9 protein-coding genes and 1 pseudogene are annotated in these 15,263 nt (G+C 44.6%); all 10 read right to left on the bottom strand.

The annotated features are described in order from the left end of the window. Positions 1-26 precede the first annotated feature (26 nt). Complete coding sequence (locus tag BUB85_RS04065; RefSeq protein WP_073105586.1) at positions 27-1,949, bottom strand: V-type ATP synthase subunit I; 1,923 nt, start codon at positions 1,947-1,949, stop codon at positions 27-29. Beyond that, positions 1,946-2,992 (bottom strand): V0D/AC39 family V-type ATPase subunit, encoded by a 1,047-nt coding sequence (locus BUB85_RS21960; protein WP_073105582.1) that lies wholly within the window; start codon positions 2,990-2,992, stop codon positions 1,946-1,948. The genes BUB85_RS04065 and BUB85_RS21960 overlap by 4 nt, the downstream gene beginning before the upstream one ends. Before the next feature lie 3 nt (positions 2,993-2,995). After that, a complete protein-coding gene (locus BUB85_RS04055; protein WP_073105563.1) occupies positions 2,996-3,307 on the bottom strand; it encodes a hypothetical protein in 312 nt (103 codons plus the stop codon). Between the two features lie 403 nt (positions 3,308-3,710). Further along, complete coding sequence (gene glgB / locus BUB85_RS04050; protein ID WP_084533906.1) at positions 3,711-5,693, bottom strand: 1,4-alpha-glucan branching protein GlgB; 1,983 nt, start codon at positions 5,691-5,693, stop codon at positions 3,711-3,713. Between the two features lie 258 nt (positions 5,694-5,951). Beyond that, entirely contained in the window at positions 5,952-9,512 is a 3,561-nt protein-coding gene (locus BUB85_RS04045; protein ID WP_330392221.1) for a hypothetical protein, read from the bottom strand. Positions 9,513-10,580: 1,068 nt separating this feature from the next. After that, complete coding sequence (gene metG, locus BUB85_RS04040) at positions 10,581-12,497, bottom strand: methionine--tRNA ligase (RefSeq protein ID WP_073105557.1); 1,917 nt, start codon at positions 12,495-12,497, stop codon at positions 10,581-10,583. 146 nt (positions 12,498-12,643) lie between these two features. Then, entirely contained in the window at positions 12,644-13,189 is a 546-nt protein-coding gene (gene yfcE, locus BUB85_RS04035; RefSeq protein ID WP_073105554.1) for a phosphodiesterase, read from the bottom strand. Positions 13,190-13,400: 211 nt separating this feature from the next. Next, positions 13,401-13,931, bottom strand: a complete 531-nt coding sequence (locus BUB85_RS04030; protein WP_143160657.1) for a GNAT family N-acetyltransferase — start codon at positions 13,929-13,931, stop codon at positions 13,401-13,403. After that, the gene (locus BUB85_RS04025) at positions 13,928-14,530 is read right to left on the bottom strand and encodes a TetR/AcrR family transcriptional regulator (protein ID WP_073105550.1); all 603 of its coding nucleotides are present in this window, start codon (positions 14,528-14,530) and stop codon (positions 13,928-13,930) included. The genes BUB85_RS04030 and BUB85_RS04025 overlap by 4 nt, the downstream gene beginning before the upstream one ends. A gap of 476 nt (positions 14,531-15,006) precedes the next feature. Next, positions 15,007-15,168 (bottom strand): annotated as a pseudogene (locus tag BUB85_RS04020) (nucleoside recognition protein); the annotation flags it as partial. Positions 15,169-15,263 lie beyond the last annotated feature (95 nt).

Genomic DNA, 15,263 nt, shown 5'->3' with positions numbered 1-15,263 from the left:
TGTTTTTCTATTGTACTGTTAATATTTTATTTCTCATTATATGGCTGGAACTTCCGCCCGGTTCCCTTATAGAACCTGCTGAACATCTCGTAATATTCCAGACGAAGTACCTGGATTCCCACGATCAGTCCTTCCATACCACACACAAACGCGTTGCCGAGCACGACCACGATCCAATTCGGTGATCCGCTTTCTGCTCCCGCGAGCTGCAGAACGACCTGCATCATTGCCGCATGGCTGACTGCAAATGCTCCGATACGGACGAAAGACAGTGTATTGGAAAAATAACTGAGCAGTGTCTCGAACAGTTCGAAGAATCCCTGCACAAGAAACATGCCGATTCCCTCTTCCGATTTTGCCGCTTTCTTCTCCAGCTTCTTTGTCAGAGGCTCCTTGAAAAGAATCAGAAGCAATGGCAGTCCGAACATCACAGCCAGCACAATTCCCGCCGGTGTGCTGTTGCCTGTCATGAACAGCACGATGGTCGCAACCGCAGAGCCGTAGAATACCAGGCCGGCCACACCATTTACATCAAACAATGCATCGCCCTTATCGTGTGCGCGCAGTGCGTTGATAATGTGGAAAACCATGGAAAGCAGAATGATTCCCATACCAAACGCCACGGCCACCACGAATACCGTATTCAGTTTTCCGATGAACGGCAGCTTCGTCATATGCTCGATCGGACGAATCCAGATCGGTTCGATCACATCCTCAAACCCGAAGAAGCTTCCGAACATGAATCCGAAAATTGTGGAGAATATTCCCGCAGTCGAAATGATTCCCGCCAGCGGTGCCTTCTTCACCTTGTAAATGATTGCCCCGCCGATCAGCAGGCACAGTCCCTGTCCCACATCCCCAAACATGACGCCGAAGATGAATGTATATGTGAGTGCCACGAAGACGGTTGGATCCATCTCGTCGTGAGCCGGCAAACCGTACATCTGGATAAACATCTCGAAGGGCTTGAAGACCTTCGGATTGTTCAGCTTGGTAGGCGGTTCGCCAAAGTAGTTGTCATGATCATCCTCCACGACCACGAAGATTTTATCATCGTCCTTGATCTCATGCAGGAATTTTTCAACATCAGTCTCCGCCATCCATCCGCAGAGAATGTAGTAGTCCTCCTGATTGTCTTCCACACGGGCCGCCAGTTTTCTGACATCGAAATTGCTCGCCAGATCCTCCAGACGTTTCTTCGCTGCCACCAGCTTCGCCGCGCGTCCCGCAAGCATATCGCCCGCCGCCGCGTCCACGTCCTCGATCTGTTTTCCAATTCCGGCAATCTCTTTTTCCAGCTCATGATAAGCCGCGTCCGGTGTGCCCTCGTATACATCCGGAAGCTCGATTCGTTCAAAGTGCAGGGATTTAAAGACCGCGTCCACCTTGTGGGCCTCCCCCTGTGCTACGAAGTAAGCTCCGTAGACAAAGCTCTCATCCCGCTCGCCTTCCACAAAAACCGCTCCCAGATCCTCCAACAGATACTTCTCCATCCGGTGATGATATTCCGTAGAAATGCGGCCAAACCGGTACTTGATGTATTTATACCGGAGTACCTCATGCAGATCACAGTTGAGCGGCCGAAACGGTGCGATCATCTTCTGCTTTTCCCGAAGCTCCTCACGTTTGCGCTTTAATTGATCCTTGTTCGCCTCAAATTCCAGATAATCATGGTTGGCGCTTCGAACCACCTCAAACATATCATCCAGTCCCATAGACGTATCCGGCTCCACATTCTGATTCTTCAGCAGTCCCACATACTGTGTCGCTTTCGTCAGAGCATCCTTATACGGATTCACCTCCACGAAGGGCCGCAGATTATCCACAGTCTTCAGCTCCGACATGGCATGCTCCAGCTGAATCTCGTATCTGGACAGATAGAGATCCGTGACCCTGTCGATGTCACTTCTCGGACCGGTGATGCTCACAAACTTCATCTTTACAATCATTCCGTTACACCTCCTACATATGCTAACGTATCTCCCGGAGATAAGCTGTAACGAATACACTCCATGGCTGTTGTTAGTTTGTCTATTTCTGTCTCTTTCAAGAATAAATATGTGTTCAGCGTCGCGATCGTATACGGATTGCGGCGTCTGTCTATTGTGAACAGATGGTAAATGCATTCAAAATACATCTGCTCCAGCGTAATCTTTTTCTCAAAGTCATAATTCTTCGCATACCGGGTCTGGTTCAGAAGCACCAGAAGTTCTTCCGGTGTGCCGGCCTCCACCATGTTCTTGATCATCTCCGTTTTCAGATGATAATGGATCGGCACCAGCAGTGCATAAATATCCGCAGGCTGCATGTGAAAATATTTCTTCGCCCGGTAGATCCACTGAATGTTCAACAGATCGATCTTGGTTCCGTAATCCCGGGTAAAAAGTTCACGTTCTTTTTTCTTTAACGCTTTTTTGCGTTCACTCCATAACGTGGTAAAGTAATACAAATCCAATGCGAGATCGTAATCAAACAGCGTCACGCTGTTCGACTCTCTCAGCTTGTGAAGCGGCTCATAGTACTCTGTGCCCTTCAGGTTGTCAATCAGTTCATCCGTTGTTCTGGATGCGATCAGCTTCTCGATGGATATCTGGGAATACTGGTCAAAAAACGGGCGCTTGTAATTCAGATCAAACGGTTCCGCATAATGGTTGATAACAATTCTGAGACAGTAGTTGATCAGATTGATCTCATATCTCTTGAGGTAAAGCTTCAGATACTTTCTCTGCGCCATCCCCGAAAACCGGTAAAGCTTCGTGTAGTCCCGGTAAAGTGACTGGATCAGGATCTTCTCGATGTCTCCTCTGTGAAGCTTGGTCTCATCAATGTCTCGCAGAAAATCCGCATAGGCCGGCTTTTCCTTCAGATAAGAAACAATCTCTGTCACATTGTGAAGAGATGCAATCTCATCAAAATCGGACGGCTTCAGCAGCTTCGCCTGCATCGCATGGACTTTTGTTACGATTCCACTATAATTCAGTAGATTCCCCATATCCTATACCTCTGTGATTCTGGCGAGTATTTCCTTCGCATATTCTTCGTGCTTTGTCTCGTATTCCTGTTTTAAGGCTTCTATACTTTCTCCCGCCTCGCCCGTCTGGTTTCCGAGCAGTGAAGACGTTCGGCTCTCCAGCTCTCCGCGGATGAGCCGTATCTTTTTCTGGGTATCCGCCTCCAGCTTCGCATCGAATTCGTCCCGTTTCTTCTGCATCTCATCATCGATCACGGCCTTCTGCTCTTCTGCATGTGCCACGATCGCCGAAGCGGCCGATTCTATCTCTGATAATTTGTTTACAATAGAGTCCATATTATGCCCCCGTTTCTATAATTTGTAATGCCTCCCTAAAGAGAAGCGGCCTGCGCAGCGCCCACCCGGACAATGTCTGGGATTTTGCGGTACTGCACTGCCCAAAATTGTATGTCTAAAAAAACATATGCTATCATAATACACCTTTTCAATCAAAAAAACACTCTTTTTTTCTTTTTTTAACATTGTATGAAAGTTGCCATATATACCTTTGTATATGCCTCTGTATCCGCCTCAATATGTGCCTATGCAGATGCCTCTGTATCACCGCTGTATATGATTCTGTTCGCACAGTATCTGCCGCGGTGGCGCGCTCCTCCAATACCTGAAACGAGAGTGCTTCGCGCAATGCGAAACACTCTCGTTCCTCCCGCCTTCGGCGAGTTCTTCCTTCGTACAAATTCTAAAATTCGAAAACAGCTACTCCATATGCCGGAAGGTCATATGCAAAAGAGTATCTCTTTCCGTCGCACTCACTCTTCTCGGTCTTGTAGAACACCGGCCTCTCTGCTCCCTCTCCGCCGTAGCGTCTGTCGTCACTGTTGAGAATCAGCTTATACTGCTTTCTTCTCGGCACGCCCACGCGGTAATCCGGTCGTGCAACCGGTGTGAAATTGCATACAAAGAGCAGGTTCTTCTTATTGTCCTTTGAATGTCTCACAAAGCTGAAGATGCTTCTGAATGTGTCATCCTTATTGATCCACTCAAAGCCTTCCTCCTTCGTGTCCAGCTCATACAGTGCTTTATTCTTTCTATATAGCTTCAGCAGGTCGCTCTCAAATGTCTGCAGCTGCTGATGTTCTTTCTCCGCCAGAAGGAACCAGTCCAGTTCCCGTTCCTCGCTCCACTCCCGAAGCTGTGCGAACTCCTGTCCCATGAACAGCAGTTTTTTACCTGGATGTCCGATCATATATGCATATCCAACCTTCAGATTGGCAAATTTATCAAACCCGACTCCCGGCATCTTATTGATCATAGAGCACTTCAGGTGAACCACCTCGTCGTGGGAGAGCACCAGAATATATTTCTCGCTGTACGCATACTCCATTGAGAATGTCATCTGGTAATGTGCATTCTTTCTGAACAGCGGATCCAGTTTCATGTACTCGAGAAAATCGTGCATCCAGCCCATATTCCACTTCAGGCTGAAGCCCAGGCCGTCGTCCTCCGGCTTACCAGTCACCATCGGCCATGCGGTAGACTCCTCCGCGATCATCAGTGCACCCGGATTCCGCCCCAGAACCACTGAATTGAGATGCTTGAAAAACTCGATTGCCTCAAGGTTCTCATTGCTGCCATATTTGTTGGCAATCCACTGTCCGTCCTCCTTGCCATAATCCAGATACAGCATGGATGCCACCGCATCCACACGCAGTCCGTCTACATGATAATGCTCGATCCAGAATAAAGCATTGGCAATCAGGAAGTTCTTAACCTCAGGTTTTGCATAGTCAAATATCTTTGTTCCCCAGTCTGGATGCTCGCCCTTTTTCGGATCCGCATACTCGTAAGTCGGCGTCCCGTCAAAATCTGCCAGCCCGTGTGCATCCTTCGGGAAATGTGCCGGTACCCAGTCCAGAATCACTCCGATTTTGTTCTTATGGAAATAATTGATCATATACGCGAAGTCTTCCGGCGTTCCATAGCGGGATGTAGGCGCATAATACCCGGTAACCTGATATCCCCACGAACCGTCATACGGATACTCCGCGAGTCCCATCAACTCGATATGGGTATAGCCCATTTCTTTCATATATTCCACCGCGGATTTTGCGAACTCACGGTATGTATAGAAGCCCTCATCCTCACGTCCCGGATGGCGTTTCCACGATCCCATATGTACCTCGTAGATTGACATCGGGCTCTCTTCATGTTTCCATGTCTGCCGTTCCCTCATCCATGCTTCATCCGACCATCTCAATTTCGAAATATCCACCACTCTGGATGCAGTTCCCGGTCTCAGCTCTGCATAATTTGCAAATGGATCTGCCTTGAACAGGAGCTTATCTGTCTGGGTGCGGATACAGAACTTATAATAAGCCCCTTCCTCTACCCCCGGAATAAAGCAGGTATAAATTCCAAGCGGTTCCTGACGCTCCATAAAATTCGCATCAAGCTCCCACCCATTAAAATCACCGATCACAGAAACCTGCTTCGCATGTGGTGCCCATACCGCAAAATAAACACCATCTTTCCCTCGAAACTTCGTCATGTGAGCTCCAAGCTTCTTAAAAATCTCATAATGGTTTCCCTGCCCGAATAAATAGTGATCCAGTTCCCCTATTCTGCAGGATTTATCTGCCGCTTTCTTCGTCCCGTTTTTTTTACCAACTGCACTTTTGGCAGCCGTCTTTTTGATCGTTGCTTTCGTTTCCTTTTCTACCATATCCCTACCTCACAACCTTTTTAATTACTATGTCCGTGAACAGTTTCGCCCTCGCGGAATAAGCACAATTTCTACTTCATATTATACTTTAGTTGGGTATAAAAAGAAAGTAATTTCTAGTGCAATATGCACGAATGTATACAAAACAGTAGGCGTGCCCATAGCTGCAGATACAAAGAGTCGTGCCAGCTTTCACTGACACGACTCTTTATTTACCCTATCATACTTTTCCTTAAAATGTCTGGCCATAACCGGACTCTAAATATTGAAATCTTTCTCCGACAGAATAATCCGGTCCGAAGAGTCTGTGCTTCTTCCAAATACTCGTTTCACAAGCTTCTTGGCTGACGACTTCTTCGAATGCTCCTGTGCCTCGTCCATAATCTCTTTTACTTCGGCAACTGTCACAGCATGATCCTCTCTCTGGAGCGCATCAATGCGGCTGTAGAGCGCCAGAATACCCATCTCGTCAATTCTGTATCCATTCTCACGCGCATAGGTCTGACCAAATGTAACCAGCTCATCATTGATGAAAATCGGCACTTCCAGTCTGGATGTAAACTTTCTTCTAAACTCTCTGTTGGAAGTCAGAAGTCTGTCTAACGGCTTGCGCTGCTCTTCCAGAACGATCAGCAGTTCGCCTGTATCTTTCTCCATCGCCTTGTTCAATCTGGCAACTGTCTTTTCATTCATCTTTCCGGCCTTCTCAATAATGAGTGCACCGCCGTAAAGTTTTGCAAGAATCTCAGGTACTTTCTTTTTATTCAGAGAATCTCCAGTCACAATCGCGACCTTGCCCTGCTTGATGTTTCTCTGTTTTTGAATTGCTTTCACGACATCGACAGCCAGAACTGTCTTTCCAGATCCCTTACGTCCGATAATCAGAAGATTTCCGGTCGAGGAAGTTCCATTTCTATTGGTGCAGTGTTTGTCATGCTCCAGCACGTCCACGAGCTGCTCGCTCATACCTCTGACCGGTACAAAGTAGGAGAATAATTTCTTCTGCTCATCCGTCAGACCGGCGCGGGTTCCGATTCCGCTCTGTGACTCAAGATCATAGCGGCCATGAACGATAAATCCTGTATCAGACATTGACAGTGCGTTAGAAATCTCATCCAGCGGAAGAGGCGCGGTCTTTCCTGTTGCAATCAGCTTCGCTGTTTCTTTTCTGCTCAGCGGCGTGGTCGAAGATAGCAAGTCCGGCAGATCGTCATCGTCGATTTCTCTGTCATCCAGTACCGGCCTGCTCTTTGCAGTCTGTTTCTCAATCTTCGCCTCAAGGTCATCCATTATTCCCAAGTCATCCTCTTCGTCAAAGTCATCAAAATCCTCTTCCTCTAAATCGTCAAAGTCATCCTGATCTTCGAAATCATCATCGGCTTCATCTTCAAAATCCTCTGCATCATCGTATTCGTCAGCGTCATCAAAGTCGTCATCGTATTCATCGCTGTCGTCTTCATACTCGTCATCGTCGTACTCATCGCTGTCGTCTTCATATTCGTCTTCGTCGTACTCATCGCTGTCGTCTTCATACTCGTCTTCGTCGTACTCATCGCTGTCGTCTTCATACTCGTCTTCGTCGTACTCGTCGCTGTCGTCTTCATACTCGTCTTCGTCGTACTCGTCGCTGTCGTCTTCATATTCGTCTTCGTCGTACTCGTCGCTGTCGTCTTCATATTCGTCTTCGTCGTACTCATCCGCGTCATCATCATATTCATCAGCTTCGTCGTACTCGTCTGCGTCATCTTCAAAATCTTCCGCATCGTCATACTCATCTGCGTCATCAAAGTCATCTTCATACTCGTCGCTGTCATCTTCAAAATCGTCTGCATCGTCGTACTCGTCGCTGTCTTCTTCAACGCCGTCTGCATCGTCATACTCGACACTGCCATCTTCCGGTTCGCCGGCTTCGCCATACTCATCTGTGGCATCTTCGTAGCCGGTTTCGTCCTCATCGGACACAACCGCCGTCTCCTGCGCAATTGCAATCCCAGCTTCTTCATCCATAGCCGTCTCTTCTTCCGGCACTGTCTGACCGAGACTTTCAATCTCATCAATCATTCTCTGAATGTCTTCCGGCAGTACTGAATCAACCGCAGGTTTCTCTGTCTCTGTTTTGACTTCTTCCTTCTCTGCCTGTGCATCCCAATCTGACAGAATGTCTTCCAGACTCAGCTGACCTGCAATTTCTTCTTCCGGTGTCTTCTCAACTACTTCCTCTACAATATCGTCAGTGGCCGGAATCCTAAACTGCGATGTATCTTTTTTTGCTTTTTCTGCTTTCAATTTTTCCAATGCATCCTCTACATCCGGCAGCCTCATCGTCGGAGCATCCAATATTGTTCTCCGGTCTGCCTTTTTTACTTCAACAGGTTCCTCATCTATCTTTAATTTGCGACTTGCGTTCTTCGAAGCTTTCCTCTTCGGAGCTTTTCCGTTCGGAATATTTTCGGCCTCAGCAGCCTTCGTCTGTGATTTTTCTTCTTCAGCAGCTTTCGAAGAAGTTTTCTTAGACCTCTTCCGTTCTGAAGCATTATCTTTCACTTCGCCATCCACTTCGTAATCATCGTCTTCATATTCGTCGTCAGTGTGATCGCCCACTACATAACCATCGTCTTCATAACCGTCATCTTCGTAACGGTCATCCATATAATCATCATCTGACTCGTCTTTTTCTTCCCCGCGTTCTTCTTCATGCTCATGAAATTCCGCTCTGAATTTCGTCACCCCATGCACTAAATTCTCAATTGCTTCGCTCAGCGCCATCGTTGCCCCAAATATAGGAGATTTCTTTTTCACGGTCTCCGGCTCTTCCTCTTCCTCCGGTTCCTCCCAGAGTCCATCATCGAGTTCATCTCCCTCGATTTCTTCTTTCGGTACCGCTGGCTCCTCTGGCTCCTTCGGTTCCTCCTCGAAGTCATCCTTCACTATCGGTTCTATTACCCCCAGTCCCGCTAACGCTGATTCAATCGAGTCTACTTCCATCGTTTTCGGCTCTCTAACTTCCGGCTCCTCCTGCTGCGATTCCATCAGATCCATTTCCATCAATTCCGGCGCCACCAGTTCCTGTATATCTCCTATATTCGCTCTCTGATTCCCCGGTTCTTCCAGCTCTGGCTCCTCCGCCTCTGTTTTTTTAGGTACCGGCGCAAAACCTGATCTTGCTGCGGGCCTGGCAACCACAGGTCCTGTAGTTGCTTCCTTATTATCATAACGGTGATTGTACTTTTCCAATTGGGACGGTGTCAGCGGCTTGTATTGCATCTTGAGTTCCATGGCCTGATACACATACCGCCCCTCACTGAACCACAGAATCAAATCATCGCATTCCTCCAGGCATTCTGCTGTCATTCCCGCCTCTTGATATAGCTTAGCCAGCTCATATGCCCACTCTTCAATGTATTCCGCTTTTTTAAATTCTTCCAGTGACTCTATCTGTTCCTCTACCGGTGCGTTCTGTGCTCTCAGAATTTTGTATCGCAAAATGTACTGGTTCGGATCCTTTGGAGCAATTTCAATAAATTCATCGTAATACTCAATCGCTCTGTCAATATTCTTAAGCCGAATAGACAGGTCTCCCAGACGATACACAACCTTTCTTCCTCCGGATGCCCGTTCATAAGCAATCTTGAGAATGCCATAACACTTCTTATAATTTCCTATCGCCTCATAAATATCACTGACAGAAAGAAGCATAGACGCATTTTTCACCCGCCGCCAGTCAATGGACTCTGCTATCTCCGCAGCCTTCTCAAACTCCCCATCGCCAGCCAGCTCGAGCATCTGTTCTGTTTTCAGCTTGTATTCGTACTTATCCACAGCACTCACCTCATATTAATTATTATTATTCATCATCTGTAAAACAGGTAATATATGTAATTATTTACCTCAATAGTGTATCATATACGCCCCTTAATGTCAAAAAATGCACTTCCAATTTTCTTTGAAAGTGCATTTTTTTTATATTCAATTTTATTATTCCCTTTATTAATCAGAGGTTTTTTCGATTTTAGTTCCTGCAAAGACCTTTATTTCCATTCTTCAATATGTTCTCCGATCAAATCTAATGAACATCTTCACAAATGGATTATTATAACTCAAAGCTACCGATTATTATCTGCAATATCGCTTTACTTTTTCACATCACACTATGTTATTCATCCTGTAATTTTCAATTCCTGCAGTCCCTTCTCCTTGGAATTCCAGCAATTAGAAACTACTTCTTCTATAACAATTTTGATGCTTTTGTAAAACAATTGTTTAATCCGTGTTTCTTTACACACCTCTTAAACTTAACTTTGGTTATTGTGGTTACTTTTGTTTTTCAATATGTTCGCAAATGTTTAAATCTTATTGTCCAGCTTATAATCTCTCTGATTTCGATTTCTTATAATTTTTTTACTGGATTTTAAAATATATGGTAAAGGCCTTGTTCACAGGAACTTACATCTGCCGAACCACTAACATATTGAATTTGAGATGAAATACTATCCACTGGTTTAGACCTCTCTTTCTATAATTTTACTTATCAAGTGATATACTCAATAAGCTATAGACCCTTTTTGTGTGAAAAATCTAAAACTGTTTTTTAAATTTTCCACTATCTCTTTGGGTTGACTACATAATATCATAGGGCTTTTTATTTGTCAATACACTTTAGCATTATTTTTTAATAAAGCGCTTAATTGTGTGTTATTCTTGTAATTTTCTGACAATTCAATGTTTTCGCGTCCGTTCTTCCCGATATGCGCATAATTCATCTGCTCCATGCCATTCTTTCCAGAACCACTTTTCCCGGACACACCACAGCCTTCAACCTTCCGATACCGCAGACGGCGCGTATCCCTTATGGGGCGGACGCGCCGCAGAGCCTATCGCCAAATCCCCCTAACAGATTTCAGCGCCCGCCGGCATCTCTTTCTCCGGTGTCATCAGTGCCAGATTCCCTTCGGCATCCTCCGCGCACAGCAGCATTCCCTCAGACAACACACCCGCAAGCTTCGCCGGTTTCAGATTCACAAGAACCATCACCTTCTTGCCGACCATCTCCTCCGCAGTATAGTGCGCCTTGATTCCGGACACGATCTGTTTTACCTTACTTCCCACTTTCACCTGAGAACACAACAGCTTTCTGGACTTCGGAACTTCCTCGCAGGCAATGATTTCACCCACCTGGAACTGCATTGTCCCGAAATCATCGAACGTGATCTCCGGTTTATCTTCTATATCTATTACTTCTTCGCTTTCCCCTGCTTCTGCCGTCTCTTCAACTGCCGGGTGGAGCTCCTCGACTTTTTTCAAAACTTCCTCCAGATCCAGTCTTGCAAACAGAATCTCCGGTGAATCTGTCACATGACCATCTCCAAGCTGTGCAAGAATCTTCTCACTGGTTGTCGGCATAAAGGATGCCAACAGCTTCGCACCCTCGGAGATGCTCTTAATCAGATTGAACAGTACCGTCTCCAGTCTGTCCTTTGTGGCCTCATCCTTTGCAAGCACCCACGGTGTCGTCTCGTCAATGTATTTGTTGCAGCGTTTGAAGAGGTTGAAGATCTCTGTAATCGCATCTGCCACGCGAAGTTCATCCATCTTTTTCTCTACAACAACCGCTGTATTCGCCGTCACCGCTGCCAGATTCGCATCAATATCCGCCTGGTCTGCCACAGCACCTTTATCAGTCACCGTTCCGCCGAAATATTTATTCGTCATGGAAACTGTACGGTTTACCAGATTCCCCAGTGTATTTGCAAGATCTGAATTGAGACGCTCCACCATCAATTCCCAGGAGATGACTCCGTCATTCTCAAACGGCATCTCGTGAAGAACAAAATAGCGCACAGCGTCCACGCCGAAGAAATCAACCAGCTCGTCCGCGTACAGTACATTTCCTTTCGATTTACTCATCTTACCGTCTCCCTGAAGAAGCCACGGATGCCCGAAGATCTGCTTTGGCAGCGGAAGATCCAGTGCCATCAGGAAGATTGGCCAGTAAATGGTATGGAAACGAATGATATCTTTTCCGATCAGATGTAAGTCAGCCGGCCAGTCCCTCTTGAACTGCTCAGTGTGATTGCCATCACAGTCATATCCGATTCCGGTAATGTAGTTTGTCAGTGCATCCAGCCACACATAAACCACATGCTTCGGATCAAAATCCACCTGGATTCCCCACTTGAATGACGTTCTCGACACACACAGATCCTGCAGTCCCGGTAGTAAGAAGTTATTCATCATTTCATTTTTTCTGGAAACCGGCTGTATAAACTCCGGATGTGTATTAATGTGCTCAATCAGGCGGTCCGCATACTTACTCATCTTGAAAAAATACGCTTCTTCCTGTGCTGGCTGCACCTCACGGCCGCAGTCCGGACATTTGCCGTCCACAAGCTGGGATTCTGTAAAGAAAGACTCACACGGTGTGCAATACAGGCCTTCGTAATGTCCCTTGTAAATATCTCCCTGGTCATACAGTTTCTTGAAAATCTTCTGAACCTGAGCCTCATGATCAGCATCGGTCGTACGGATAAACTTGTCGTAAGAAGTGTCCATCAAATCCCAGATCTCCCTGATCTGTCCTGCAACATTATCCACAAATTCTTTTGGGGTTATTCCAGCCTCCTCTGCCTTCAGTTCAATCTTCTGTCCATGCTCATCTGTCCCTGTCTGAAAGAAGACATCATACCCCTGACTCCTCTTATATCTTGCAATCGCATCTGCAAGCACGATCTCATAGCTGTTTCCGATATGTGGCTTGCCGGATGTGTATGCAATCGCGGTTGTAATGTAATATTTTCCCTTATCCATCCTCTTGTTTCCTCACTTTCGCTTTCCATAATATGCACTAAGGAGGTGTCCTCCAAAGCAGGGAGAAACCTTAGTACTTAAGCGGATGCCACGGTCAAACTCCGCATTGATCGCATCTGCTTCATGTATTCTAAAATAAAATAGTATCACATCGATCCGCCGATTTCAAGCACCGCTCCGGTTTCTACGTCTTTCCAGATGAATTTTCCTTCATATATCATATAGCAGTGTGCCGAGTTTTCTTTCGGAATCGAAACAGATCCCGGATTCATGTAGATAAATCTGCCCTTGTCCTCACACACCGGCACATGAGTATGCCCGTTCAGTAGGATGTCTCCCTGTTTTAACATAGGCGGGTTCTCCGGATTATGAATATGTCCGTGTGTAGCGTAAATCGTGCTGCCACCCAGCTCCAGAATACTATATTCTGCCATGATTGGAAATTCCAGAACCATCTGGTCCACCTCAGCATCACAGTTTCCTCTGACACACATGATATTTTCTTTGATTCCGTTCAGCATCGCAAGAACCTCCTTCGGATTGTAATCCTTCGGCAGGTCATTGCGCGGGCCATGGTAAAGGATGTCTCCCAGAAGAAGCAGTCTGTCTGCCTTCTCATTTTCAAAAGCTTCTATCATTTTTCTGCAGTAATATGCAGATCCGTGTATATCGGATGCAATCATCAATTTCATTTTGAGTTCTCCTCTTTTCTTCTATTTTTCTTCTATAATAATGTCTGTTTTTACAACCGGTGTCGAAACGCCTGCTGTTGTAAGCAATTACCATTTTAGCATTGACGTAAAAAATAGTAAAGTATACATTCTCTCTGCTCTTTTACATTTTGCATATAACACCTTCTTAAAAATTAATAATTTGTACAGTTTACGTTTTCAAAAGGGTTTCCTACAAATTTATATGATAGACATCTGCTATTTCTGAATCTACGACGAAACTTCGCTGATAAACTCCACCATTTTTCAAAATAGTTTTAACAGATGGAAGATTGTTTTTTTCAACAGATAATTGTAATTCTTTTAATCCATGTTGACTAGCGATTTGACAAATCTTTGATAACATTCTGGTTGCATATCCCTTTTGACGTTCTGATGGTCTTACGCTATAACCACAGTGACCAAAATCTTTCAAAAAATCATTTAATTCATATCTCAAATCTACAATTCCGACAATACGATTGTCAAATTGTCTCAAAGCAAAAAATGTATCTGTTAAAACCCAATCATTTGAAACCGTTTCTTCCTTTGAATTAGCGGTCACTTTTTCGAGCCATTCATCATAATCTTCTATTTGGTCAAACAACTCACTTCCGTTAATTATTCTTTCTCCATAATCAAAATGTTCTTTTCGGTATTCAAGGGCAGCTATTTCCATATCTTTAGTAGGCTTTACTAAAATAATCTCATTTATGCTATTCATTTATATTCCTCCAATTTTTGTACAGGTATCAACAAACTCTGTATCTGTTTAATAATTCTTTGTGGTATGTCCTCCGATATATTCATCAACAGACTATACATTCGTACACCTTGATAAGAAAAAAGAATAAGATCAAAGATAGTCCTACTATCAACCTGTCTAAAATCGCCACGCAAAATCCCATACTGTATTAACCTATCCCATGACGAAAAAGACATTTGATATTGTTGCGATAGTAAATTATCATTTTCTTCAATCCTTTTTTTGCTAAAATATTCACAGATAGCAAGGCTCAAAGAATTTCTCGCGTCTAACATTTCCAAACGATACTTTTCAAGCAACTGATTTAAAATATCAATCGCCGAAATATTATTGTCAATTTGTTCTTGCAATTCCGTGTTTTGTACCGTAAGAAATGAAGAAATGATTTCCGAGAAAATTTGTTCGGTACTTTCATAGTAACGATATAGACCTCCTCGACTTAATCCTGCATTATCACAAATATCTTTCATTGTAACTTCTTTAAAACCCTTATCCACAAAAAGTTGATATGCTATTTTTTTAATATGCTCTTTTGTATCAAGCCCCTTTTTTCCCATATTCCCTCCTTCAAAGCGACACATGTGTCGCTTTTTTCAAATTATACAACACGTGTGTCGTTTTGTCAATTCTAACATAATGTACACATAAGAATAATGGATATAAAATACGTTCTGTTTTATAAAAAAAATCTTCTTTTAATTATCCACAAAATTTCAAGTTCTTCATTTTTTCTGCAATTCTTTTTCACTAACAGTATCAAGGATATGTTGTAATTCGTTTACTATAAAGAAGAAGCGGAGATACACAAAGACTTAGAAGACGGTATCGACGCTGTAGGCAAAGAAATGACACTGTGCCAGCTTTACGCCAAACAGAACGCCCACGCGTCACTGAACGGTGTAAAAGCTGAAATGGTAAGTCTGATAGCGTAAAGAATTTACCACTTATTTACCACTTTCCAAAGGCAAAACATGAAAATTTATGCGAAGAGGCGTGAAGTATCTACCGATAGTAAAAATGCCAGAAGCTTACGCTATCCAGCATTCTCCATCAATTTGCAATACGCCATCGCCACCAATGTGCTTACCACCGTAGCTACGATCCCAGCCCCTACAATAGATGCCGGATTTACACTTCCATACTGGCTTCGATAAGCAATCACATTTACGGGTATCAGCTGTAATGATGAAATATTGTAACTGTTCAGAACCCCCTTGGGGAACTAATTAATTTTTGTACAAAACAGAGAATTTTTAAAACCTGTTTTGCGATATTATTTCGGTAATTGGT

It is taken from the genome of Hespellia stercorisuis DSM 15480, from assembly GCF_900142165.1.
Classification (GTDB): domain Bacteria; phylum Bacillota; class Clostridia; order Lachnospirales; family Lachnospiraceae; genus Hespellia; species Hespellia stercorisuis.
The sequence above is the reverse complement of the archived record's forward strand: the minus strand, read 5'-3'. Positions and strand labels throughout refer to the sequence as shown.